Consider the following 24180-nt stretch of genomic DNA (forward strand, 5'->3'; position numbering starts at 1 on the left):
TCCGGGACGCTGCGGGGGACGACAAGCCGCGCCGGCCGCAGTAGCATTCGGCCGTGCGCCGGCAGCCTGCCGGCTGGCGCAGGAAAGGAGCGATCCATGTTCGACCACATCGGCCTGGGCGTCAGCGACTACGCCGCCAGCAAGGCCTTCTTTCTGAAGGCGCTGCAGCCGCTGGGCATCGGGGTGGTGATGGAGGGGCCATACGGCGTGGGCATCGGGCCGCCCGGCAAGCCGGCGCTGTGGCTGTCGCAGACGAGCGACAAGCCGGCGCCGCTGCACCTGGCCTTCCGCGCCGCCGACCGCCCGCAGGTGGACGCGTTCTACCGCGCCGCCCTGGAAGCCGGCGGCAAGGACAACGGTCCGCCCGGCCTGCGCCCGCAATACCACCCGGATTACTACGGCGCCTTCGTCATCGGGCCGGACGGCCACAACGTCGAGGCGGTCTGCCACCAGCCGCCGCGCTGAGCCGGTCCGGGAGCCGCGCCGGCAGCGCCCGTGCGAGCCCTACGTCGTTCCGGCATGAGCCAGATCAATGCGCGGAACAGGAATTCAGGCGACAAAGCCAGGGTGACAGGTGCACGGGAGCAAATCATGGCCACCCTGGACAAGCCGATCGAAGTCGACCTCGTCTCCTGCGAGGTCTGCCTCAAGGAAGTGCCGGTCGCCGAGGCCGCGATCGCGGAGGCAACCGACTACTTCACCTATTTCTGCGGCCTGGAGTGCTACGAGAAGTGGAAAGGCCGGGGCGAGGCGAGAGCGCCGGCCGCCGCGCCAGTGCAACCGCGCCCGGCATGAAACTGGCCGAGCAGCCGGTTGCGAGCCCCGAGGCCGCGCGCGTGCTGCAGCCGCTGGGCCTGGCCGATCCCTGGCGCTGGCTGCGCGCCGGCTGGAGCGACCTGCTCGCGGCGCCGGGCATCGCGCTGTTCTACGGCGGCTGCTTCTGGCTGATGGCGCTGCTGCTGGGCGCGGTGTTCCGCAACAAGGCCGAGTACACGCTGTCCTTCGTCTCGGGCTGCTTCCTGGTGGGGCCCTTCCTGGCGATGGGCCTGTACGAATCCAGCCGGCGCCGTGAACAGGGGCTGGAGCAAAGCCTGGCCGCCTCGCTGACCTGCTGGGACCGGCGCCTGGGCAGCATGGGCATGCTGGTGCTGGTGCTGCTGCTGCTGGAGCTGCTCTGGGGCCGCGCCTCGCTGGTGGTGTTCGCCGTGTTCTTCACCACCGGCATGCCCAGCACGGCGAGCGTGCTGCAGGCGGTCTTCAATCCGCAGAACTGGCAGTTCGTCGCCGTCTACGCGGTGGTCGGCGGCGTGTTCGCCGCCCTGGTGTTCTCCACCTGCGTGGTCTCGATCCCGATGATCCTGGACCGCGACACCGACGCCGTCACGGCCGGCATCGCCAGCCTGCAGCTGGTGGCCGAACGCACCGGGACGATGCTGTTGTGGGGCGCGCTGATCGTGGCCCTGGTGCTGGCCGCGGTGCTGCTGCCGTGGGCGGTGGGCCTGCTGGTCGTCGGTCCCTGGCTGGGCCATGCCAGCTGGCACGCCTACCGCGGCAGCTTCGCCTGGTCCCCGCTCACCCCGCGGGCGCAGCCGGCTCCTCCGCCGGCTTGACCAGCAGCACCGGCACCGGCGAATCGTGCAGCAGCGACTGCGCCACCGAGCCCTGCAGCGCGCCCAGCAGGCCGCCGGCGCCGCTGCTGCCCATGATCACCAGCTCGCAGCCGTGCTCCTCGATCAGGTCCACCACCGCGTGGGCGGGATCGCCCGACACCACCTCGGTCTCGCACTCGACGCCGGCGTCGCGCAGCAATTGCACCGCCGGCTGCAGCGCGTCCTCGCCGGCCGCGCGGCTGCCCTGGGCCCGCACCTCGGGATCGGGCCAGGTGACGATTTCATAGAGGCTGGACGGCTCCTGCACGTTCACCAGCAGGAAGCTGGCCTGCAGCCCCTCGCGCACCAGCTTGAGCGCGAAGCGCACCTCGTGCAGCGACAGTTCGCTGCCGTCGACGGGCAAAAGCACCTTCATCTTGCGTTCCCCGGCGGCGCGACCACCGCGCCCTGGATGCCATGCCGCTGCAAGGCGGCGGCCACGAAGCCGCTGGCCTTCATCTCCTCGACGAAGGCGCTGACGTAGCGCGCGCCGCTCTCGCGGCCCCTGGGCAGGCCCATCGCCTGCTGGATCACCATGAAGCGGCCATCGAGCAGCCGCACCCCCGGCACACGCCTGGCGTCCGCCTGCAGCTGCTGCTTGACGCCGGCCGCCACTTCCATGCCCTGCGCCAGGAACACGTCCGTCACCGCCGGCGAGGTGGGCGCTTTCACCAGTGTCGCGGCCTTGAGTTCGCGCGTCAGGTACAGGTCGTAGGCGCTGCCCAGGCCGACCACCACGCGGTTGCCCGGCCGGTCCACTTCTTCGTTGCGGCGGATCGGCGAATCGTTCTTCACCAGGTAGGCGCCTTCGATGACCACGTAGGGCGGCGTCTGCAGCACGTCGGCGCCGCGCACCGGGTCGATCGCCACGAAGGCGATGTCCACCCTGGCGTCCTTCACCGCCTCGACCACCTTGCCGGCCGAAGTGAAGGTAACCAGGTCCACCGGCACGCCCAGCCGCTTGCCCAGCTCGCGCGCCAGGTCCACCGAGACGCCCTGCGGCTGGCCGTCGGGCCCGCGGGCGGCGAGGATGGGATTGCCGAAATTGATCGCCGCGCGCAGGCGCCCGCTGGGCGCCAGTTCGGTCACCGGCGCCGCCGGGCCGGGCGCTGCGCAGCCGGCGACCAGGGCGGCGCAGGCGAGCAGGGCGGCGCGGCGCTGCAAGGCCATCAGAACTCGACCTTCTGGCCCGGGTCCACCACCAGCATGCGGGCCGTGCCGGGCGCGGTGCCGAGCGCGGCGTTGAATTCGGCAGGCGTGCCGGCCAGCTGCGGCGTCGTTCCGTAGTGGATCGGCAAGGCGTACTTGGGCCGGATCAGGTCGCGCACGGCCATCGCCGCGTCGCGCGGATTCATCACGAAGTGCCCGCCGATCGGGATCAGCACCAGGTCGGGCCGGTACATGTCGCCGATCAGGCGCATGTCGCCGAACACGGCGGTGTCGCCCATGTGCCAGATCTTGAAGCCGTTCTCCATCTCCAGGATGAAGCCGACCGGCTCGCCGCCGACGTGGATCTCGTCCTTGCCGGTGGCCGGGTTCTTCCAGGTCAGCTCGGACGAATGTTCCGCATGGACGGCAGTGATCTTCACGCCGCCGGGGCCGAACAGCGCGATGGTGCCGCCCTTGCCGAAGCGCGGCGACAGCTCCACCGGCAGGATGCCCAGCTTGACGATCGAGTCGTTCAGTCCGGCCGGTCCCCACACCGCAGCGTTGTTCATTTTCGCCAGCGCCGGAGCGTCGGCGAAATGGTCGAAGTGGGCGTGCGTCACCAGGATCAGGTCCACCTTGCCCAGCGCCGCCAGGTTCTTGAAGGCGGCCGGCGTCTTGGGATTGGACGTGAGCCAGGGATCGATGACGATCACCTTGCCCCCGGGCGTGGTGATGCGGGTGGTGGCCTGTCCCAGCCACAGGATCTCGGTCTTGCCGCCCTGCGCGAACGCCGCGGCGGCGGTGCAGAGCGCGGCGACGGCCAGCAGGGCGCGCAGCAGGCGGCCGCCGAAAGGAATCTGGAATCGCATGGGGTGTTGCTCCGGGGAATTGGTGGGTGTGCGGCCGATTGAAGCCGCGCCGGGTCGCGCCGTCAATCGGCGTAGACACCGATCGCTAAACTCGGGCCGCATGCCGTCACGCCGTTTCGACTCCATCGACGCCCTGCGCGGGATCGCCATCGTCTGGATGACGGTCTTCCACTTCTGCTTCGACCTGGACCATTTCGGCTGGATCCGGCAGGACTTCTACCGCGATCCGTTCTGGACCTGGCAGCGCAGCGCCATCGTCAGCCTGTTCCTGCTGTGCGCCGGCCTGGGCCAGGCCATCGCGGTGGACCAGCGCCAGGACGCGCGCCGCTTCTGGAAACGCTGGTCGCAGGTGGCGGCCTGCGCGCTGCTGGTCACGATCGGATCGTGGTACGTCTTTCCCCAGAGCTTCATCTACTTCGGCGTGCTGCACGGCATCGCCCTGATGCTGGTGATCGTGCGCTTCACCGGCGGCTGGGGCCGCTGGCTGTGGCTGGCCGGCGCGCTGGCGATCGGCCTGAAGTTCGCGGCGCTGCAGGCGCATGCGCTCTGGCCCGCGCTCGACTTCCTCAACGACAGGCCGTGGAACTGGCTGGGCCTGGTCAGCCGCAAGCCCCAGACCGAGGACTACGTTCCGCTGATCCCCTGGCTGGGCGTGATGTGGTGGGGCATGGCCGCAGGCCAATGGCTGCTGCAGCACCACCGCAGCCTGCTGGCGCGGCCGCTGCCGCGGGTCGCGGCGCCGCTGGCCTGGCTGGGCCGCTGGAGCCTGAGCTGGTACATGCTGCACCAGCCGCTGCTCTTCGGCATCTTGCTATCGCTGCGATAGCCGCGCTCATGCTCTTCAGCGAGACAACGAGAACCAGTCCTACAAAGCCAAACTGACCGGGCCCTTACCTTGGCTGGCGGCAATCCCGCCGCATCCCTCGGACAAAGACATGCCCAAATCCCAGAAACCGGCCGCCGGCCGACAAGATCCCGGCAAGGCCAGGACCGCTGCGAAATCGGCGGCACGCAACACCGACAGCGGCCCCGCCGGCGCCCAGCCCGGACCGGCCGGCGACCTGCCCTCCGAAAAGATGGCCCAGACCCAGGAGCTGGCCGCAGCATTCCCGTTCAACGCCAACAAGCCACTCGAACACGGCGCCAAGAACGGCATGAACCCGCCGGCCGGCCAGACCGCGACGCCGGCCTCGCGCCTGCCCACCGGCAGCACGCTGTCGGAAGAAAACGGCTCGCAAAAGACCGGCAGCGTGGCCCCGGAAGGCGTCAATTCGACCATCGAGCCGCTGGACCGCGTGCGCGTGGACTCGGCCGGCCAGGTGCTCACCACCAACCAGGGCGTGGCGATCGCCGACAACCAGAACTCGCTCAAGGCCGGGCCGCGCGGCCCGGCGCTGCTGGAAGACTTCATCCTGCGCGAGAAGATCACGCACTTCGACCACGAGCGGATTCCCGAGCGGATCGTGCACGCCAGGGGTTCGGGCGCGCACGGCTTCTTCGAGGCCTACGAGCCGCTCACCGCGCTGACCAAGGCCGCGCCGTTCAAGGAAGCCGGCAAGGTGACGCCGGTGTTCGTGCGCTTCTCCACCGTGGCCGGCGAGCGCGGCTCCAAGGACACGGCGCGCGACGTGCGCGGCTTTGCCGTCAAGTTCTACACCGACGAAGGCAACTGGGACCTGGTGGGCAACAACATGCCGGTGTTCTTCATCCAGGATGCGATGAAGTTCCCGGACCTGGTGCACGCCGTCAAGCCCGAGCCGCACCACGCGATGCCGCAGGCTGCCAGCGCGCACGACACCTTCTGGGACTTCATCTCGCTGATGCCGGAATCGACGCACATGATGATGTGGGCGATGTCGGACCGCGCGATCCCGCGCAGCTACGCGACGATGCAGGGCTTCGGCGTGCACAGCTACCGCTTCGTCAACGACGCCGGCGACTCGGTGTTCGTCAAGTTCCACTGGGAGCCGAAGTACGGCACCCATTCGCTGGTGTGGGACGAGGCGGTGAAGATCTCCGGTGCCGACCCGGACTATCACCGGCGCGACCTGTGGGAACGCATCGAGTCGGGCGCCTTCCCCGAATGGGAGCTGGGGGTGCAGGTCTTCACCGAGGAGCAGGCCGAGAAGTTCAGCTTCGACATCCTGGACGCCACCAAGATCATCCCCGAGGAGCTGGTGCCGGTGCGCAAGGTCGGCCGCATGGTGCTCAACCGCAACCCGGACAACTTCTTCGCCGAGACCGAGCAGGTGGCCTTCTGCACCGCGCACGTTGTGCCGGGCATCGACTTCTCCAACGACCCGCTGCTGGCCGGCCGCATCCACTCGTACGTGGACACGCAGATCTCGCGCCTGGGCGGACCGAACTTCCACGAGATCCCGATCAACTCGCCGGTCGCACCGGTCCACAACAACCAGCGCGACGGCATGCACCGCCAGGCGATCCATCGTGGCCGCGTGTCGTACGAGCCCAATTCGCTGGGCGGCGGCTGCCCGTTCCAGGCCGGCGCTGCGCAGGGCTTCGTCTCCACGGCGCTGCGCATCAAGGACCGCGAGCAGGACAAGGTCCGCGCCAAGCCGGAGAAATTCGCCGACCACTACACCCAGGCCACGCTGTTTTTCGACAGCCAGAGCCCGGTGGAGCAGGACCACATCGCCGCCGCCTTCCGCTTCGAGCTGTCGAAGGTGACGGTGCCGGCGATCCGCGAGCGCATGGTGTCCTCGCTGCGCAATGCATCCGAGGCGCTGGCGCAGAAGGTGGCCGACGGCCTGGGCATGGAACTGCCCGAGCCGATGCCGCGCGCGCTGGCGAACCCGCCCGCGCCCGAAGTGAGCAAGTCGCCGACGCTGTCGCTGCTGGCCCGGCCGGGCGACGGCTCGATCAAGGGCCGCAAGGTCGCCTTGCTGGTGGCGCCCGGCGTCGACGGCGAGTCGATTGGCGCGGTGCAGGCCGCGCTGGCGCAGCAAGGGGCCGTCGGCCGGCTGGTGGGACCGCGCATCGGGCCGATCAAGACCGCGAGCGGCGAGATGCTGGATGCGGACGCGTCGATGGAGAACGAACCCGGCTTCCTGTTCGACGGCCTGGTGCTGCCGGACGGCGCCGAGGCGATCGCCGCGCTGGCCCAGGACGGCCACACGGCGGAATTCATCAAGGACCAGTTCCGGCACTGCAAGACCATCCTGGCCTTCGGCGGCTCCCGTTCGCTGCTGGCGCAGGCCGGCGTTCCGGTGACGATGGACAAGAGCCAGGCACAGGGCGGCACCGGCCTGATCCTGGCCGCCGCCGGCGACGCGGCGCAAGCGGCCGACGCCTTCGTGCAGGCGCTCGCGATGCATCGCCATTTCGGCCGCGAGATGGACCCGCCGCTGGTCTGAACGCATCCCCACCATCCGGAGAAATGACATGACTCTTGTCGACAAAGACGCCTGCGAACTGCTGGACGCGGACCACCTCGCGGTCAAGCACCTGTTCGTGGAATACGCCCGGCTGGCCTACTCCGGCGGCGCCGCCGCTGCCAGGCTGGCGCTGGCCCGCCGCATTTGCAGCGAGCTGACGGTCCATGCGCAGATCGAGGAAGAAATCTTCTACCCCGCGCTGCGCAAGGAGATCGACGCCCCCGAGCTGCTCGACGAGGCCGAGGCCGAGCACCAGGAAGCCAAGGCGCTGATCGCGCAGATCGAGGGCAGGGCGGCCGCCGACGCCCAGATGGACCAGCTGGTGGCGGACCTGAACCGCGCCGTGGAGCAGCACGTGAAGGAGGAACGGGACGGCCTGTTTCCCAAGGCACGGGCCAGCGACATCGACCTGGATGCGCTGGGCGTGCGGCTCAAGGAGCGGCAGGACCAGCTGGCCGGCTCCGCCCCGAAGCCGGCGGGCCGCGCGGCCCGGCGCGGCTAGGCCAACAGGCCGGGCCAAAGAAAAGGGCCCGCGCCGCCGGTGCTTCACCGGAACGGCGCGGGCCCTGGCCGGACCGCGAGGGAGGCTTACTCGATCTTGGCCTTGGCGCGCAGTTCGTCCTGGAACTTGGTCATCTTGACCTGCGCCAGCTGCTGGGCGATCTGCGGCTTGACGTCTTCCAGCTTCGGCAGCTGGGCATCGCGCGTGTCGTCCAGGCGGATGATGTGGTAGCCGAACTGGGTCTTGACCGGCGTCTCGGTGGTCTGGCCCTTCTTGAGCTTGACCAGGGCGGCGGAGAACTCCGGCACGTAGCTGTTCGGGTTGGCCCAGTCCAGATCGCCGCCGTGGGCGCCGGAGCCCGGGTCCTTGGACTGCTTCTTGGCGATTTCGTCGAACTTGCCGCCCTTTTTCAGGCTGGCGATGATCGCCTTGGCGTCGTCTTCCTTCTCGACCAGGATGTGGCGGGCCTTGTATTCCTTGCCGCCGTTGGCTGCCGCGAACTTGTCGTATTCGGCCTTGATCTCGGCGTCGGTGACCGGGTGGGCCTTCTGGTATTCGGTGAACAGCTCGCGGATCAGCAGGGTCTGGCGGGCCAGTTCCATCTGCGCCTTGAAGTCATCGGTGGCGTCCAGGCCGCGCTTTTGCGCTTCCTGCATGAAGATTTCGCGCGAGATCACTTCGTCCTTGATCTGGCCGGTCATTTCCGGCGTGACCGGGCGGCCGGACTTGGCCAGCTGGCTGGCCAGCATGTCGACGCGGGCCTTGGGCACCGGCTTGCCGTTGACCACCGCGACGTTCTGGGCGAAGGCCGGGACGGCGATGCAGAGGGCGGCCGCGGCCACAGCCGAAAGAAGGTGTTTTTTCATGGGTATTTTTCCCTTGGGAGGGTCTAGGAAGCTGGGACGGGAGGACTGAGGATCAGAACGTCTCGATCGCGAGGGCATGGAGCCCCTGGTCGATGAATTCTTGCAGCGCATCATACACAAGGCGATGCCGCGCCAAGCGGGGTTTTCCTTCGAACAATGGGGAGGCGATCCGCACCCGGAAATGGGTGCCGAAACCGCTGCCGTCAGCCCCGGCATGGCCTGCATGGGCAGCACTTTCGTCCAGCACTTCGAGCGCAGTGGGCGCCAGGAGTTCCCGCAGCCGGCGCTCGAGCGCGGCCGCGGTGATGCCGGTGGCCGGCGTGACGGCGCTCACGACTTGGGTGCCTCGTCGGCCTTCATGTAGCGGCCCAGGTAGAGCGCCTGGACCACCACGAACACCGCCATCAGCCCCAGCCCGCCGAACAGCTTGAAATTGACCCAGGTGTCGGTGTCGAAGTTGAAGGCCACCCACAGGTTCAGCACGCCCATGGCGGTGAAGAACACGATCCAGCTCCAGTTGGTCACGCGCCAGGCGGCGTCGGGCAGCTCCATCTGCGATCCCATCAGCGACTTGAGCAGGTTCTTGCGGAAGAACAGCTGGCCCGCGGCCAGCGTGCCGGCCATCAGCCAGTACAGCACCGTCGGCTTCCATTTGATGAAGGTGTCGTTGTGGGCCACGATGGTGGCGCCGCCGAACAGCACGATCACGCCCAGGCTGACCCACTGCATCGGCTCCACCTTGCCGGTCTTGTAGCGCAGCCAGCCGATCTGGCCGACGGTGGCGACGATCGCGACCGCGGTGGCCGCATAGATGCCCCAGATCTTGAACGCCACGAAGAACAGGATGATGGGAAAGAAATCGAGCAGCAGTTTCATGGGATCTCAGTTGTTGTTGTTCTTGGGCGTGAAATCGAGCGAGGCGGAGTTCATGCAGTAGCGCAGGCCGGTTTCGGTCGGGCCGTCCGGAAACACGTGGCCCAGGTGGGCGCCGCACTGGGCGCACACGGTCTCGGTGCGGCTCATGCCGTGGCTGCGGTCGACGATCTCCCGGATCGCGCCGGGCACCGCCAGCGAGAAGCTGGGCCAGCCGCAGCCGGCGTCGAACTTGGTGCTGGAGTCGAACAGCTTGTTGCCGCAGCAGATGCAGTGGTAGCTGCCGTCGGCCCAGACCGCTTCGTACTTGCCGGTGAACGGGCGTTCGGTGGCGGCGTGCCGGGTGACGTCGAAGGCGCCGCGCTCGGCGCCCTTGTCGGCCAGCAGCGCCTTCCATTCGGCTTCGGTTTTCTGCACAGGGTAGGTCATGACGAGCAGCTGATTTCGATGTTGGAGGCCCAGTCGGGCGGGAATCCGGCGAGGTCCTCGTGGTCCGGATGCTCTGCAAATGGGGATTGAAGCAGCAGCAGCAAGCCTGAGACCATCGAATGGTCGCCGAGTTTCGCCTGCCGGATGGCCATTTCGCCCAGGTGGTTGCGCAGCACGTATTTTGGATTGGTCTGCAGCATCCTGGGGCCGGCTCCTTCTTCGAGCGCCAGCCGCTGCGAATACCGGCTGAGCCAGCCGTCGAAGCCCTCGCGGTCCAGGAACAGGTCGCGCACGGTGTCGGCGGGCTGGCCGGCGACATGGTGGGAGAGCCGGCGCCAGAAGATGGTGTAGTCGACCCGCTCTTTGGCCAGCAGCTGCAGGATGCCCTCGATCAGCTGGCGATCAGCGTCCTGCGCCGTCGCCAGGCCCAGCTTGGCGCGCATCAGGCGCTCCAGCTCGCGCGGAAACACCGATTTGTACGACTCCAGCGCGGCCAGCGCCAGCTCCTGCTCGCCGATCAGCGGCAGCAGCGCCTGGCCCAGGCAGAACAGGTTCCAGTACGCGATATTGGGCTGCTTGTTGAAGGCGTAACGGCCCTGCTCGTCGCTGTGGTTGCAGATGTGGCCGGGATCGAAGCCGTCCAGGAACTGGAACGGCCCGTAGTCGATCGTCAGGCCCAGGATGCTCATGTTGTCGGTGTTCATCACGCCGTGGCAGAAGCCCACGGCCTGCCATTGCGCGACCATCGCCGCCGTGCGCTCGCTGACCTGCTCGAGGAAGGCCGCATAGGCATTGCCGGCGAACCGCTCCGCGCCGCGGCACTCCGGGTAGAACCGGTCGATCACGTAATCGGCCAGGGTCCTGAGGTGATCGTGCTGGTCGCGCGCGGCGAAGTGCTCGAAGTGGCCGAAACGGACGAAGCTTGGCGCCACCCGCGTGACCACGGCCGCCGTCTCCACCTCTTCGCGGCGCACCGGCGCGGGGGAACCGGTGACGGCCAGCGCCCGGGTAGTCGGGATGCGCAGGCCCTGCATGGCCTCGGACCCGAGGTATTCGCGAATGCTCGAACGCAGCACGGCGCGGCCGTCGCCCATGCGCGAGTAAGGCGTGCGTCCCGCGCCTTTGAGCTGCAGTTCCCGCGGGCCGGCGGGCGAGTCGATCTCGCCCAGCAGGATGGCGCGGCCGTCGCCGAGCTGGCCCGCCCAGACCCCGAACTGGTGGCCGCTGTAGACGCTGGCCAGCGGCCGTCCGCCGGGCAGCAGCCGGTTGCCGGTGAGCACGTCGAGGCCCGGCGGCGATGCGAGCCAGTCGGGATCGAGTCCGAGCTCCTGCACCAGCGGGGCATTCAATCCGACCAGGGCCGGAGAGGGCAGGGGCGTGGGCTGCAGGTCGGTGAAGAACGCCGGTCCCAGGCCGGCGAAGCTGTTGCGCCATGCCAGGGCCGGTTGCGCCAGATCGGCGGGGGCCTCGGGCAGCTGCAGGATTTCATTCATCCCACATTGTCCCGCGCCGCAAGCAGCGCTGCGTCAAGAGGGGAAATCGGCGTTCGGCCGCTGCTTGAGCAATTTCCCTAAGCGCGCAAATGTGACCTTTGGTAATTTGCAGTCAATTTGTGGCTTATGGGCTGCGGGTGGACTTAACAAAAACTTACCAACCGTCTAATAATTAACATCAAGTCGCGAAACCGGGTAGTTGATCGTTCTGGTGCTGTCACTCGCGACATTGCAAGGGGGAGTTCAAATATGTCTATGAGTCTTCAAGCCGAAGCCATTTCCACGTCGCTGGCGCAAGCCGCGGCCCTGTTTCCTGCACTGCGGGAACCGTCGACGCCGTTGCCGGACGATGCGCTGCCCCTGGGCAAGGTCGACGACCGGCTCGAACTGCCGCTGGACGAGCTGAGCTTCCACCGCCTGACCACCCATGCCGACATCGGCCGGATCCTGCACCTGCGCGGTGAAATCAACCTGCCGGCCACCGCATTGGCCGACCCTTCCTTCCATACCCGCGAAAAAAAAGAGACGAGCACGGGGTCGTAGGCGCCTTCCATTGCCGGGGCACCTACATCGGCACCATCCGGTTCCTTCCGATGGATCGCGGGCTCGCTCCCTGCGAGGCCCTTCTGCAGGGACAATCGCTGCTCCCGGGGCATTACTATCAAGGCAGCTGGGAAGCAGGGCGCCTGGTGCTTGCACCCCAATACCGCACCGGGCCGGAAGTGCTGAAGCGCTGCCTGTTCCTGGCGCTGCTTGACCTCGTCCGGAGCACCACCATCGAGAACCTGTTCGCCACCTGCAACCCGGCCCTGGGCCGGCTCTATCGCCGCTGCGGCTTTACGGTGCTGGTGAAGAATGCCTGCGAAGGCGACGGCGGAAACTATTCGCTGATTCACGGCGACGTTCCGACGGTATTGCGTGCGCTGGCGGGCACGGACGCCGAGCGACAACTGGCCGAGGAAGAACTGGCGGCTCTGGCCGCGCCCGACCGGGTCTGCGCATGAAACTCTGGCGCCAGCTGTTCGAGCATTACCAGTCGTATCACGCGTACGGCCCGCCACGGCTGAAGTACATGGGATACCTGGGGGTGGTGAGCTACGCGGCCTTCTACCTGGTGCGGTTCACCCGTCCCAACGCCAACCTGTACGATGACCTGGGCCTGCGGCTGATTGCGGTGGGACTGTTCGCTCTGCTGGCGCTCAGGGACTACTGGCCGGAACGGCTCAGGCCCTACTACATCGGGTTTTCCTATCTGGTCCTGCTGTATTGCCTGCCGGGTTTCTCGGTGTTGACGGCCCTCCAGCGTGGCGGCGGCCTGCCCGCCATTTCGAACGGCTTCATCATCCTTTGTTTGCTGGTGCTGTTGACCGACTGGCGCAACACGCTGGTGATGCTGCTGGCGGGAACGGCCCTCGCCAGCCTCGTGTACTACCTGACCAGCCCGAACCCGCGCATCCCGATGGACCTCGTGGCCCAGTTGCCGGCTTATGGGCTGATCTTGCTCGGCGGCAACCTGTTCAAGTTCTCGACCGAGCAGATCGACGCCGAGCGCAAGCTGCGCGCTACCCAGGCACTGGCCGGCTCGATCGCCCACGAGATGCGCAATCCGCTCAGCCAGATCCGCCACAACCTCGAGCGCATGCAGCAGGCGCTGCCCCAGCCCAGCACCAGCCCGCAGCCGCAGACCCTAGGCGTGCGGCAGGTGGACGCGCTGTACCGGCACCTGGCGGAAAGCGAACTGGCGGTGACGCGCGGCCTGCAGGTGATCGCGATGACGCTGGACGAGGTCAGCGCCAAGCCGCTGGACAGCGCATCGTTCTCCTACCTGTCGGCGGCCGACGTCTGCCGCAAGGCGGTGCAGGAATACGGCTATGAAAGCGACGAGGACCGGGCCCGCGTCAGCGTCGAGGTGCGGGAGGATTTCAGCTTCCGCGGCGACGAGACCGCCTACCTGTTCGTGCTGTTCAACCTGATCAAGAACGCGCTGTATTACCTGCCGCTGCGCCAGGACGGCCGCGTCGTGATCACCGTCGACCGCCAGCAGGTGCTGGTGCGCGACAACGGGCCGGGCGTGCCGGCCGACGTCCGGGCGCGCATGTTCGAACCGTTCCGCTCGGTCGGCAAGACGGGCGGCACCGGCCTGGGCCTGGCCTACTGCCAGCGCGTGATGCGCGCCTTCGGCGGCGACATCAGCTGCGAGTCGGTGCTGGGCGAATACACCCAGTTCAACATGCGGCTGCCGCCGGTCAACGCGCAGGAGGCGCAGGCCCACAGCAGCGCGGCGCTGCAGAAGGCGCGCGACACGTTCCACGGCAAGCGCCTGCTGGTGGTGGACGACGACGCCGCGCTGCGCACCACCACCCGCCACAAGCTGCGGCTGCTGGAGGCGCACGTGGACGAGGCGGCCAACGGCCAGCGCGCGCTGGAGCTGCTGGCGCGCCACAAGTACGACCTGGTGGTGCTGGACCTGAACATGCCGGTGCTGGACGGCTACGCCCTGGCCGAGCGGATCCGCGACGGCGACGTGCCGGCCAACCGCGACATCTGCATCGTCGCCTACACCAGCGAGCCGGCCCACCTGGCCAGCGTCAAGACCCAGAAGGCCGGCATGGACGGCTTCGTCGGCAAGCCCTGCGCCCAGCTGCCGCTGCTGCAGGCCCTGGTGCATGCCTTCGAGCATCCGGCGCCGCGCACCCGGCCCGAGGACGCGGTGCTGGCGGGGCGGCAGGTGCTGCTGGCCGACGACAACCCGTACAACCGCAAGGCAATGACCGCGTACCTGCACCAGGCCGGGGTGAAGGTGACCGAGGCCGCGCACGGCCAGGCGGTGCTGGAATTGCTGCGCGAGCGCAGCGGCTGGGACGCGATCCTGATGGACATCAACATGCCCGGCATGAGCGGGCTGGAGGCGGCGCAGGCCATCCGCCAGAGCACGCTGGCCTGCCGCGACGTGCCCATCATCGCCCTGACGGCGCATTCGGACGAGGCGATGGTCGCGGCGGCGCAGGCGGCGGGCATCAATGCCTTCCTGACCAAGCCGGTCGATGCTTACGTGCTCTATGAAGAGCTGCGACAGCTGGTCGCAGCCGGCGTGTCCCGTGCGGCGGCCGCACCGCTGGCCGCGACTCCTGGCGGCACGGCGGCCACCGGCGCCGACCTGCTGGATCTCAAGCGGCTGGAAAGCTACCGGCGCATCGGCATGCTGGACGAACTGCTGAGCGACTATTTCCCGGAGGCGGCGCGGCTGATCGACCGGCTGGATGCCGCCGCCCAGCGCCAGGACCTGCAGGGCGGGCTGGAGGCGTTGCACTCCCTGCTGGGCATGAGCGGCGAGGCCGGCGCCGCCGCCCTGCACCAGTTGGTGCGGCGCATCTATGTGCCGATGGTGGAAGAGCGCTGCTGGCCGCCGTCCGACGGCTGGCTGGAGCAGATCCGGGCGCTGGCAATCCGGACCGACGCTGCGCTGACAGCCTACGGGCGCGAGCAGGCCAGGACCGCGGCCATCTAGGGGCGCGATCGATGCTGCCGGCCGAAGCCCTGGACGAAGCGCGCTCCATCCTGTTCGTCGACGACGAAGCCTCGTCGCGCAAGTGGTTCGCGCTGACTTTCGGCGACGAATTCACGGTGGTCACCGCCTCGGGCGTGAGCGAGGCCCTTGCGCTGCTCGGCCAGCGTGGCCACGAATTCGCGGTGCTGGTCACCGATTACCGGATGCCGGAGCAGGACGGGATGAACCTGCTGCGGGCGGTGCAGCGGGATTTCCGCCACCTGGTGCGGCTGCTGGCGACCGCCTATGCCGAAAAGGAGGTGGCGATCGCTGCCGTCAACCAGGGCAAGGTGCTGCGCATCCTGGAAAAGCCGCTGGACGAAGCGCCGACCCGGGAAGCGCTGCGCGAGGCGCTGGCGGTCCACCGCTCGCAGGCGCTGGAGCGCGCCCTCAATGAAAGCCGGGTGGCGGCCATGCGCGAGACGCTGGGCTTCCTGGCCCACGAACTGAACACCCCGCTGGCCACCGTGCGCGGCTACGTCAATGCGGTCGCGGTGCGGCGCCTGCCGGCCGGCCCCGAGACGCCGCCGGGCATCGTGCAGTTCCAGGAAGACCATCCCGGCCAGCTGGTCGCCGCGCTGGAAAGCGCCGAGCGGCGGGCGCTGTACTGCCAGTCGCTGGTGTCCACCTTCGTGCAGTCGGCCCGCGACGCCTACCCGGGCGCGGCGGTCCAGACGGTGAGCGCCGCCGGACTGGTGCGCAGCCTGCTGGACGAATACCCGTTCGAGGGCGACGAACGCAGCTGGGTGGACAGCGAACTGTCGGACGATTTCCTGCTGCCGGGACGGCGCGATCTGCTGTATCTCGTGCTCTGCACCCTGACCAAGAATGCCTTGCTGGTCTTGCGCGGCCGGCCCGAGCCGCGGCTGCGGATCGAGCTGGGACGCGACGCAGACCGGCGCGGCGCGCCGCGCCGCTGGATCCGATTCGTCGACAACGGGCCCGGCATTGCGCCCGACGTGCTGCGCAAGCTGACGCGCGAGCCGGTCACCACCCGGGCCAATTCGGGCGGCAACGGCATGGGCCTGATGTTCTGCCTGCGCGTGATGCAGTCGATCAACGGCGCGATCGAGATCGAATCCGAGCTGGGCGCGGGCGCGGCCGTCTGGCTCTATTTCAACCGCTACGAGGCGACCACGCCTTAAGGCTCAGGCCCGGGGCCGGTCCGGGCCGTGGTGGCGGCGGTAGTCGGCCGGCGTGGTGCCGAACCAGCGGCGGACGGCGGCCGCAAATTCGGCGGCATCCCGCAGCCCGAGCCAGCCCGGCATCTCGGCCAGCGGCGCGTCGGACGCGGCCAGGTATTCGTGGGCCAGCTCGCGCCGCACCCGGTCCAGCAGATCCTCCAGCGAGGTGCGTTCGGCGCGCAGCTGGCGCGCCAGCTGGGTGTCGCTCAGGCCCAGCGCGGCGGCCAGCGACTGCGACTGGAACTCGCCCTTGCGCAGCCGGCCCACCAGTTCCTGCGCCACCCGGAAGCTGGTGCGCGCCGTTCCCAGGTCCGCCAGCAGCGATTCGAGCACCCGTTCCTCCACCACGAAGACCGAGGCGCTGCCGCTGACCACCGGCAGCTCCAGGTCCTCGCCGGCCAGCAGCAGCCGGTTGGCCGGCCGGTCGAAGCGCAGCGGGCAGGGGAAGGCCATGCGATGCCGGTGCGCGTCGGCCGGCTCGGGGAACACGAACTCCGCCGCCAGCGGCCGCAGCAGGCAGCGGGTGATGCGCTGCATCACCAGGACGGTCGCCAGCATCGCGTATTCGATGCGCTGGCGCGGGTAGGCCCGGTCGTTGCCATGGGTCAGCGCCAGCCAGACATTGGGATGTTCCGGTTCCAGCGTGAAGGCCGAGGCGTCGTTGGTCAGGGCCGCGTAGCTGGCCTGGCTTTGCAGCACCGAGCCCAGCGTGGCGTCCGAGCCGATCCAGTTGGCGGCGATCTCCAGATCCAGGTAGCGGCTGGCCAGCGCCCGGTCCAGGCCCAGCGTCTCCTGGCCGCTGGCGGCGACCGCCAGCCGCCACAGCCGGTTGACAGCCTCCAGCTCGAGCCGGCCGTGCGGGTCTTCCAGCAGCGCCGGATCGATCTCGGCGGCCTGCAGCAGGCGCGCGCTGTCGACGCCCTGCGATTCGAACATCCGCAGCACGCCCCTGACCCAGGCGGCGGAAGTGGCGGTCGGTCCGGTGCTCACGCCCCCATTCAAATCGAATCGCGGCGCCGCCGCAAGCCCGTCTGTGCGGACGGTGGGGCAACTCCGGTTGCGTGGCTGGCGCGCGGCGGGCGACACTCGCCGCTGCCGCACAATCGACGGCTGACAAAACTGCCACCAACAAGTTCCACGAAGGAGTTTCCATGCTGGGTCTGATGCAAAGCCAACCGCTGTTGATTTCCGGGCTGATCGACCACGCCGAACGCCACCACGGCGATGCGCAGATCGTGTCCCGGCGGGTGGAGGGCGACATCCATCGCTCCACCTGGGCCGGAGTGGCGCGCCGCTCGCGCCAGGTCGCCCACGCGCTGGACGCGATGAACCTGCTGTTCTCCGACCGGGTCGCGACGCTGGCCTGGAACGGCTACCGCCACCTGGAGATCTACTTCGGCGTCAGCGGCTCGGGCCGGGTGCTGCACACCATCAATCCGCGGCTGCACCCGGACCAGATCGCCTGGATCGCCAACCACGCCGAGGACCAGGTGCTGTGCTTCGACATGAGCTTCCTGCCGCTGGTGCAGGCGGTGCATGCGCGCTGCCCGATGATCCGGCAGTACGTCGCGCTGTGCGACGCCGACAAGCTGCCGGCCGACAGCGGCGTGCCCAATCTGGTGAGCTACGAGGCCTGGATCGGCGGCCAGCCCACCGCCTACGAGTGGCCCAGCTTCGACGAGAACTCCGCGTCGAGCATGTGCTACACCAGCGGCACCACCGGCAACCCGAAGGCAGCCCTGTACAGCCACCGGTCCACCACGCTGCACGCCTACGCCGCCGCCTTGCCGGACGTGATGTGCCTGTCGGCCCGCGATTCGGTGCTGCCGGTGGTGCCGATGTTCCACGTCAACGCCTGGGGCATCCCCTATTCGGCTGCGCTCACCGGCTGCAAGCTGGTGTTCCCCGGCCCGGCGATGGACGGCAAGTCGATCTATGAACTGATCGAGGCGGAGAAGGTGACCTACGCCGCCGGCGTGCCCACGGTCTGGCAGATGCTGCTGGGGCACATGAAGCCCGACGGCCTGCGCTTCTCCACGCTCAAGCGCACGGTGATCGGCGGCTCGGCCTGCCCGCCGGCCATGATCACCGCCTTCAACGACGACTACGGCGTGGAGGTGCTGCACGCCTGGGGCATGACGGAGATGTCGCCCCTGGGCACGCTGTGCACCCTGAAGAACCGCCACCTGGAGCTGCCGTCGGAGGAACAGATGAAGATCCGCCTGAAGCAGGGCCGGGCGATCTACGGCGTCGACATGAAGATCGTCGGCGCGGACGGCAAGGAACTGCCGTGGGACGGCAAGACCTACGGCGACCTGTACGTGAAGGGCCCATGGATCGTGCGCGAATACTTCAAGGGCGAGGGCGGCAACCCGCTGGTGGACGGCTGGTTCCCCACCGGCGACGTGGCCACCATCGATGCGGACGGCTACATGCAGATCACCGACCGCAGCAAGGACGTGATCAAGTCCGGCGGCGAGTGGATCAGCTCGATCGACGTCGAGAACATCGCCGTCGCCCATCCGGCGGTCGCCATGGCGGCCTGCATCGGCATGAGGCATCCCAAGTGGGACGAGCGCCCGGTGATCGCCGTGGTGAAGAAGCCCGGCGCGCAGGTGACGCGCGAGGAGCTGCTCAAGTTCTACGAGGGCAAGACCGCCAAGTGGCAGATCCCGGACGACGTGATCTTCGTCGACGCCATTCCGCTGGGGGCCACCGGCAAGATGCTCAAGACCCGGCTGCGCGAGCTGCTCAAGGACTACAAGCTGCCGGCCTGAGCGGGGGGCGGTCGATGTCGCCTGCGCGATAGCAGCGGGGTCCCTTAGGGGCAATCCCTGAGCGCTGCGGTGCACAAAGACTTGTACCCTGCGCGCTACCAGTCAACCAAGGAGACATCGATGAAATTCGCCCTGAAAATCGTGGCCGTCGCGGCCCTGACGGCGGCCAGCGGCCTGGCCCTGGCCCAGAAGGGCGAGACCGTGCGGATCGCCTTCATGGACCCGTTGTCGGGCCCGTTCGCCAACGTCGGCCAGAACCAGCTCAAGAGCTGGCAGTTCGCCGCCGAGCACTTCTCGGGCGCGAAGAATCCGGCCGGCGTGAAGTTCGAGGTGGTCGGCTTCGACAACAAGGGCTCGCCCCAGGAAAGCCTGAACACGCTCAAGGCGGCGATCGACCAGGGCTTTCGCTACATCACCCAGGGCAACGGTTCGGGCGCCGGGCTGGCGCTGGAGGACGCGGTCGCCAAGTACAACGAGCGCAACCCCGGCAAGGAGGTGATCTACCTGAACTACGCCGCGGTGGACCCGTCGATGACCAACGAGAAGTGCGATTACTGGCACTTCCGGCTGGACGCCGACACGACGATGAAGATGGAGGCGCTGACCTCCTTCATGAAGGACCAGCCCAAGGTCAAGAAGGTCTACATCATCGGGCAGAACTATTCGCACGGCCAGCAGGTCGCCAAGTTCTTCAAGGAAGACATCGCGCGCAAGCGTCCCGACGTCAAGATCGTGGGCGAGGACCTGCACCCGATCGGCCAGGTGAAGGACTTCTCGCCGTACGTCGCCAAGATCAAGCAGTCCGGCGCCGACACCATCGTCACCGGCAACTGGGGCCAGGACCTGACGCTGCTGGTCAAGGCGCTGAACGACTCCGGCCTGAAGATCCCGATGTACACCTACTACGCCGGCGTGACCGGCACGCCCACGGCGCTGGCCGCCGGCGGCGACAGCGAGGTCTATGTGGTTGCCTACGGCCATTCGAACCACAGCGGCGAGATCGGCCAGATGGCCGCCGAGTTCAAGAAGAAGTTCAACGACGACTACTACACCTTCGCGACCTACAACGGCATCAACCTGCTGGGCGCGGCCATGGCCAAGGCCAAGTCGACCAACCCGGTGCAGGTGGCCAGGGCGATGGAAGGCCTGTCGTTCAAGAGCTTCGCCGGCGACGCCACCATGCGCGCCTCGGACCACCAGCTGCAGCAGTCGATGTTCGTCACCAAGTGGCAGAAGGCGGACAAGAAGTATCCGTACAGCGTGGAGAACACCGGCTATACCTTCGTTCCGATCAAGCAGATGGACCCGTACGTGTCGAGCACGCCGACCAGCTGCCAGATGAAGCGGCCGTCGGGCGGCTGATCGCGTTCCCACCGTTCGGGCTGAGCTCGGCCTATCCTGAGCTTGTCGAAGGATCGAAGCCCGTTCCCCCGCCGACCCTTCGACTTGCTCAGGGCCGGCTCAGCTCAGGGTGAACGGGCTTTTTCCTGCCTAGGTTTCATGGAATTCTTCACCATCTCCCTCCTGAACGGCATCAGCTACGGGCTGCTGCTGTTCATGCTCAGCTCCGGCCTCACGCTGATCTTCAGCATGATGGGCGTGCTCAATTTCGCCCACGCCAGCTTCTACATGCTGGGCGCCTATTTCGCCTACAGCACCACCCGGCTGGTGGGCTACTGGCCGGCGCTGTTCATCGCGCCGCTGCTGGTGGCGGTGCTGGGCGCGGCCTTCGAGAGGTACTGCCTGCGGCGGGTCCACAAGTTCGGCCACGTGCCGGAACTGCTGATCACCTTCGGGCTGTCTTTCATCATCCTGGAGATGGCGCAGCTGATCTGGGGCACCAGCTCGGTGGACTACCGGGTGCCGCCGGAACTGAGCGGACCGCTGTTCACGCTGTACGGCACGCAGTTCCCGATGTACCGCGGCTTCATGATGCTGGTGGCGATCCTGATGCTGATCGCGATCTGGCTGCTGCTGACGCGCACCCGCATCGGCCTGGTGATCCAGGCCGCGCTCACGCACCCGGAAACGGTGGAGGCCCTGGGCCACAACGTGCCGCGCGTCTTCATGCTGGTGTTCGGCGGCGGCGCCGCGCTGGCCGGCCTGGCCGGCGTGATCGGCGGCAACGCCTTCGTCACCGAGCCGGGCATGGCCGCGACCGTGGGCTCGGTGATCTTCGTGGTGGTGGTGGTCGGCGGCATGGGCTCGCTGACCGGCGCCTTCGTCGCCTCGCTGCTGATCGGGGTGATCCAGACCTTCGCGGTGGGCATCGACTATTCGCTGATGGGCGCGCTGGGCACCGTGGGCGTCAACGTCACGCCCGAGACCTTCGGCTTCGCGCTGTGGAAGCTCAAGATCAGCCAGGTCGCGCCGATCCTGCCCTACCTGTTCCTGGTGCTGGTGCTGATCTTCCGGCCCAAGGGCCTGCTCGGCACCCGGGAAGGCTGACATGCGTCCATCTTCCTCCACCGCCTACTACCAGTTCAAGCCGTACAACGTCGGCCGCTGGGCCATCTGGAGCGCCTTCGCCCTGGTGCTGCTGGTGGCGCCGCTGGTCTTCACCAGCTCGCTCAGCCAGACCATGCTCAGCCAGATGGGCATCGCGATCATCGTCTGCCTCTCGTACAACATGCTGCTGGGGCAGGGCGGCATGCTCAGTTTCGGCCATGCCGTCTATTCGGGCATGGGCTCGTTCCTGGCGATCCACACCCTGAACCTTGTCACCAAGGGCCTGCCGCTGCCCGTCAGCCTGGTGCCGATCGTCGGCGGCCTGTCGGGCATGCTGGTGGCCGTGGTGCTGGGATGGGTGACCACCAAGAAGGCGGCCACGCCGTTCGCCATGATCACGCTGGGCGTGGGCGAACTGGTCTGGGCGATGGCGCTGATGTTCCCCGAGTTCTTCGGCGGCGAGGGCGGCATCACCGGCAACCGGGTGACCGGCCCGCGGCCATTGGGCATCAGCTTCGGCCCGCAGATCCAGCTCTATTACCTGATCGCGTTCTACACCTTCGTCTGCACCGCGCTGATGTTCGCCTTCACGCGCACCCCGCTCGGGCGCATGCTCAATGCGGTGCGCGACAACCCGGAGCGGGTCGAGTTCGTCGGCTATGACACGCAGAAGGTGCGCTACATCTCCTTCGTCATCGCGGCCTTCTTCGCCGGCATTTCCGGCGGACTGGCGGCGCTGAACTTCGAGATCGTCACCTCCGAAGTGGTCAGCGGCACGCGCTCCGGCGCCTACCTGCTGTTCACCTTCCTGGGCGGGGCGACCTTCTTCTTCGGCCCCATCATCGGCGCCATCGTGCTGGTCCTCGCCAACGTGCTGTTGTCCGAGCTGACCAAGGCCTGGCTGCTGTACCTCGGCCTGGTGTTCCTGTTCATGGTGATGTATGCGCCCGGCGGCATCGCCAGCCTGATCATGATGAACCTGCGGGTCGCCGCCTTCGGCCGCCTCAAGGAACTGTGGGTCAGCTACCTGGCGCTTGCCTTCACCGCGCTGGTCGTGTTGCTGGGCGCCGCCGCAATGATCGAGATGGTCTATCACATCCAGTTGAACGCGGCCCTCGGGCCGGAGTTGACCTTCCTGGGCGCCACGCTCAACTCCCGCGGCGTCAATAGCTGGTTCGGCGCCGCCTTCGTGATGCTGACCGGGCTGGGCCTGTTCGAGGTGGCGCGCCGCCACTTCGTGCGCCAGTGGGGCGAGATCCAGGAGTTCATCGAGAAGGAAATGAAGCGCAGGGAGAGCCTATGAGCGATCCGACCTACGCGCTCGAACTGAAAGACCTGCGCAAGAGCTTCGGCAAGACCGAGATCATCCGCGGCGCCAGCCTGGCGGTGAAGGCCGGCGAACGCGTCGCGGTGATCGGCCCCAACGGCGCCGGCAAGTCCACGCTGTTCAACCTGATCTCGGGCCGGTTCGCGCCCACCAGCGGCCAGGTGCTGCTCAACGGCCAGCGCATCGACGGCAAGAAGCCGTTCGAGATCAACCGGATGGGCCTGTCGCGCAGCTTCCAGATCACCAACATCTTCCCCAAGCTCAGCGTGTTCGAGAACCTGCGCTGCGGCGTGCTCTGGAGCCTGGGCTACCGCTACACCTTCCTGAAGTTTCTGGCCGACCTGGACGACGCCAACGAGCGCGCCGAGCAGCTGATGGAGATGATCAAGCTGCACAAGAAGCGCGACGTCCTGGCCGTGAACCTCACCTACGCCGAACAGCGGGCGCTGGAGATCGGCATCACCATCGCCGGCGGCGCCAACGTCATCCTGCTGGACGAACCCACCGCCGGCATGAGCAAGAGCGAGACCCGGCGCTTCATCGAGCTGATCAAGGAAGTGACCGTGGGCAAGACCCTGCTGACCGTGGAGCACGACATGGGCGTGGTGTTCGGCCTGGCCGACCGCATCGCGGTCGTGGTCTACGGCGAGGTCATCGCCTTCGACACCCCGGAAGCGGTGCGCGCCAACCAGCGCGTGCAGGAGGCCTATCTCGGCTCCCACGTCGCCGATGCGCAGGTGGGGGCAGCATGAATTCGGACATCCGGACGCAGAAAGCGCAGAAGCAACGCAGAAAGCGCAGAAGAAAACCGATTCAAATCTTTGATGGATTCTTTTGCGCTTTCTGCGTCACTTCTGCGTCTTCTGCGTCCTTGACCCCGATCCCGTATTCCCCATGCTGAAGATAGAAAACCTCCACGCCTTCTACGGCAAGAGCCACGTGCTGCACGGCGTGCACTTCGAGGTCGGCCAGGGCGAGATCGTGGCGCTGCTGGGGCGCAACGGCTCGGGCCGCTCCACCACCGCCAAGGCCATCATGGGCATGGTGGCCTGCACCGGCTCGATCGAGTGGAACGACCGCCAGACGCTGGGCCTGAAGGCCTACGAGATCGCCCACCTGGGCATCGGCTACGTGCCGGAGAACCGCGACATCTTTCCCAAGCTCACCGTGCACCAGAACCTGATGCTGGGCCAGAAGGGCAAGGCGGCGGCCAAGAAGGCGCGCTGGTCCTTCGCCGACATGTACCAGATGTTCCCGCGCCTGCAGGAGCGCCAGCACACCGAGGCGGGGGTGCTTTCCGGCGGCGAGCAGCAGATGCTGACGCTGTGCCGCACGCTGATGGGCGACCCCGACCTGATCATCATCGACGAGCCGACCGAAGGGCTGGCGCCCAAGATCGTGGAACTGGTCGGCGATTACCTCAAGAAGCTCAAGGAGCGCGGCGTGTCCGTGCTGCTGATCGAGCAGAAGCTGACGATCGCGATGGCGATCTCGGACCGCGCCCTGGTGATGGGCCACGGCAGCATCGTGTTCCAGGGCACGCCCGACACGCTGCGCGCCGACGCCTACACCCGCAAGGAGTGGCTGGAAGTCTGAGCGGGCCTGGGGGATACCAGTCGCCGCAGTGACAAACAGGGCGCGGCGGCGCACTATAGCCAACCTACAATTGAAA

General features: G+C 67.6%; 25 protein-coding genes. 16 read left to right on the forward strand and 9 right to left on the reverse strand.

The features are described from left to right. Positions 1-96: 96 nt before the first annotated feature. The 3 genes from ACFPOE_RS20045 (at position 97) to ACFPOE_RS20055 (ending at position 1610) form a co-directional block, all read left to right on the forward strand. A complete protein-coding gene (locus ACFPOE_RS20045) occupies positions 97-465 on the forward strand; it encodes a VOC family protein (protein WP_376852092.1) in 369 nt (122 codons plus the stop codon). 126 nt (positions 466-591) lie between these two features. Continuing rightward, the gene (locus tag ACFPOE_RS20050; protein WP_376852093.1) at positions 592-795 is read left to right on the forward strand and encodes a DUF3330 domain-containing protein; all 204 of its coding nucleotides are present in this window, start codon (positions 592-594) and stop codon (positions 793-795) included. Beyond that, positions 792-1610, forward strand: coding sequence for a DUF2189 domain-containing protein (locus ACFPOE_RS20055; protein WP_376852094.1), 819 nt, complete (start codon positions 792-794; stop codon positions 1608-1610). Before ACFPOE_RS20050 ends, ACFPOE_RS20055 begins: the two co-directional genes overlap by 4 nt. Here ACFPOE_RS20055 and ACFPOE_RS20060 read toward each other — a convergent pair. The 3 genes from ACFPOE_RS20060 to ACFPOE_RS20070 are packed head-to-tail and all read right to left on the reverse strand — an operon-like array spanning position 1573 to position 3667. Further along, complete coding sequence (locus ACFPOE_RS20060; RefSeq protein WP_376852095.1) at positions 1573-2025, reverse strand: universal stress protein; 453 nt, start codon at positions 2023-2025, stop codon at positions 1573-1575. The genes ACFPOE_RS20055 and ACFPOE_RS20060 overlap by 38 nt on opposite strands. After that, positions 2022-2819: an ABC transporter substrate-binding protein gene (locus ACFPOE_RS20065; RefSeq protein WP_376852096.1), complete on the reverse strand. Its 798-nt coding sequence runs from the start codon at positions 2817-2819 to the stop codon at positions 2022-2024. The genes ACFPOE_RS20060 and ACFPOE_RS20065 overlap by 4 nt, the downstream gene beginning before the upstream one ends. Further along, on the reverse strand, positions 2819-3667 hold the full coding sequence (locus tag ACFPOE_RS20070; protein WP_376852097.1) for a metal-dependent hydrolase: 849 nt from the start codon (positions 3665-3667) through the stop codon (positions 2819-2821). The genes ACFPOE_RS20065 and ACFPOE_RS20070 overlap by 1 nt, the downstream gene beginning before the upstream one ends. A gap of 100 nt (positions 3668-3767) precedes the next feature. Between ACFPOE_RS20070 and ACFPOE_RS20075 the strand changes: the two genes are divergently transcribed. The 3 genes from ACFPOE_RS20075 to ACFPOE_RS20085 all read left to right on the forward strand — a co-directional run bounded on the left by ACFPOE_RS20075 (position 3768) and on the right by ACFPOE_RS20085 (position 7564). Then, a complete protein-coding gene (locus tag ACFPOE_RS20075; RefSeq protein WP_376852098.1) occupies positions 3768-4493 on the forward strand; it encodes an acetyltransferase domain-containing protein in 726 nt (241 codons plus the stop codon). Positions 4494-4602: 109 nt separating this feature from the next. Then, positions 4603-7041 carry a catalase gene (locus ACFPOE_RS20080; RefSeq protein ID WP_376852099.1) on the forward strand — a complete coding sequence of 813 codons (2439 nt, stop codon included), beginning with the start codon at positions 4603-4605 and terminating at the stop codon, positions 7039-7041. Between the two features lie 28 nt (positions 7042-7069). Beyond that, positions 7070-7564 carry a hemerythrin domain-containing protein gene (locus tag ACFPOE_RS20085; RefSeq protein ID WP_376852100.1) on the forward strand — a complete coding sequence of 165 codons (495 nt, stop codon included), beginning with the start codon at positions 7070-7072 and terminating at the stop codon, positions 7562-7564. An 86-nt stretch (positions 7565-7650) separates the two neighbouring features. On the opposite strand, the gene ACFPOE_RS20090 is transcribed toward ACFPOE_RS20085, so the two are convergent. Genes ACFPOE_RS20090 through ACFPOE_RS20110 form a run of 5 tightly spaced genes read right to left on the reverse strand, consistent with a single transcriptional unit; the run spans position 7651 to position 11225 of the window. Next, a complete protein-coding gene (locus tag ACFPOE_RS20090) occupies positions 7651-8430 on the reverse strand; it encodes a peptidylprolyl isomerase (RefSeq protein WP_376852101.1) in 780 nt (259 codons plus the stop codon). Positions 8431-8482: 52 nt separating this feature from the next. Next, complete coding sequence (locus tag ACFPOE_RS20095; RefSeq protein WP_376852102.1) at positions 8483-8764, reverse strand: BolA family protein; 282 nt, start codon at positions 8762-8764, stop codon at positions 8483-8485. Beyond that, positions 8761-9306: a septation protein A gene (locus tag ACFPOE_RS20100; protein ID WP_376852103.1), complete on the reverse strand. Its 546-nt coding sequence runs from the start codon at positions 9304-9306 to the stop codon at positions 8761-8763. The genes ACFPOE_RS20095 and ACFPOE_RS20100 overlap by 4 nt, the downstream gene beginning before the upstream one ends. 6 nt (positions 9307-9312) lie before the next feature. Then, positions 9313-9732: a peptide-methionine (R)-S-oxide reductase MsrB gene (gene msrB / locus ACFPOE_RS20105; protein WP_376852104.1), complete on the reverse strand. Its 420-nt coding sequence runs from the start codon at positions 9730-9732 to the stop codon at positions 9313-9315. Beyond that, positions 9729-11225 (reverse strand): protein adenylyltransferase SelO, encoded by a 1497-nt coding sequence (locus ACFPOE_RS20110; protein WP_376852105.1) that lies wholly within the window; start codon positions 11223-11225, stop codon positions 9729-9731. The genes msrB and ACFPOE_RS20110 overlap by 4 nt, the downstream gene beginning before the upstream one ends. Before the next feature lie 255 nt (positions 11226-11480). Between ACFPOE_RS20110 and ACFPOE_RS20115 the strand changes: the two genes are divergently transcribed. The 4 genes from ACFPOE_RS20115 (at position 11481) to ACFPOE_RS20130 (ending at position 15917) form a co-directional block, all read left to right on the forward strand. Beyond that, positions 11481-11768, forward strand: coding sequence for a hypothetical protein (locus tag ACFPOE_RS20115; RefSeq protein ID WP_376852106.1), 288 nt, complete (start codon positions 11481-11483; stop codon positions 11766-11768). 146 nt (positions 11769-11914) lie between these two features. Further along, positions 11915-12229: a hypothetical protein gene (locus ACFPOE_RS20120; RefSeq protein ID WP_376852107.1), complete on the forward strand. Its 315-nt coding sequence runs from the start codon at positions 11915-11917 to the stop codon at positions 12227-12229. Beyond that, positions 12226-14733 (forward strand): response regulator, encoded by a 2508-nt coding sequence (locus ACFPOE_RS20125; protein ID WP_376852108.1) that lies wholly within the window; start codon positions 12226-12228, stop codon positions 14731-14733. Before ACFPOE_RS20120 ends, ACFPOE_RS20125 begins: the two co-directional genes overlap by 4 nt. A gap of 11 nt (positions 14734-14744) precedes the next feature. Continuing rightward, positions 14745-15917 (forward strand): response regulator, encoded by a 1173-nt coding sequence (locus ACFPOE_RS20130; RefSeq protein WP_376852109.1) that lies wholly within the window; start codon positions 14745-14747, stop codon positions 15915-15917. Between the two features lie 3 nt (positions 15918-15920). Here the strand turns inward: ACFPOE_RS20130 and ACFPOE_RS20135 are convergent, their stop codons facing one another. Further along, the gene (locus ACFPOE_RS20135; protein ID WP_376852110.1) at positions 15921-16946 is read right to left on the reverse strand and encodes an AraC family transcriptional regulator; all 1026 of its coding nucleotides are present in this window, start codon (positions 16944-16946) and stop codon (positions 15921-15923) included. 161 nt (positions 16947-17107) lie between these two features. Here ACFPOE_RS20135 and ACFPOE_RS20140 point away from each other — a divergent pair, with 161 nt between their 5' ends. The 6 genes from ACFPOE_RS20140 to ACFPOE_RS20165 all read left to right on the forward strand — a co-directional run bounded on the left by ACFPOE_RS20140 (position 17108) and on the right by ACFPOE_RS20165 (position 24104). Next, complete coding sequence (locus tag ACFPOE_RS20140; RefSeq protein ID WP_376852111.1) at positions 17108-18733, forward strand: 3-(methylthio)propionyl-CoA ligase; 1626 nt, start codon at positions 17108-17110, stop codon at positions 18731-18733. Between the two features lie 120 nt (positions 18734-18853). Beyond that, on the forward strand, positions 18854-20095 hold the full coding sequence (locus ACFPOE_RS20145; protein ID WP_376852112.1) for a branched-chain amino acid ABC transporter substrate-binding protein: 1242 nt from the start codon (positions 18854-18856) through the stop codon (positions 20093-20095). Between the two features lie 138 nt (positions 20096-20233). Beyond that, complete coding sequence (locus ACFPOE_RS20150) at positions 20234-21181, forward strand: branched-chain amino acid ABC transporter permease (protein WP_376852113.1); 948 nt, start codon at positions 20234-20236, stop codon at positions 21179-21181. A 1-nt stretch (position 21182) separates the two neighbouring features. Next, a complete protein-coding gene (locus tag ACFPOE_RS20155; RefSeq protein WP_376852114.1) occupies positions 21183-22484 on the forward strand; it encodes a branched-chain amino acid ABC transporter permease in 1302 nt (433 codons plus the stop codon). Next, complete coding sequence (locus tag ACFPOE_RS20160; protein WP_376852115.1) at positions 22481-23260, forward strand: ABC transporter ATP-binding protein; 780 nt, start codon at positions 22481-22483, stop codon at positions 23258-23260. The genes ACFPOE_RS20155 and ACFPOE_RS20160 overlap by 4 nt, the downstream gene beginning before the upstream one ends. Positions 23261-23402: 142 nt before the next feature. Beyond that, a complete protein-coding gene (locus tag ACFPOE_RS20165) occupies positions 23403-24104 on the forward strand; it encodes an ABC transporter ATP-binding protein (RefSeq protein WP_376852116.1) in 702 nt (233 codons plus the stop codon). Positions 24105-24180 lie beyond the last annotated feature (76 nt).

Source organism: Caenimonas terrae, assembly GCF_042655405.1.
GTDB classification, from domain to species: domain Bacteria; phylum Pseudomonadota; class Gammaproteobacteria; order Burkholderiales; family Burkholderiaceae_C; genus Ramlibacter; species Ramlibacter terrae_A.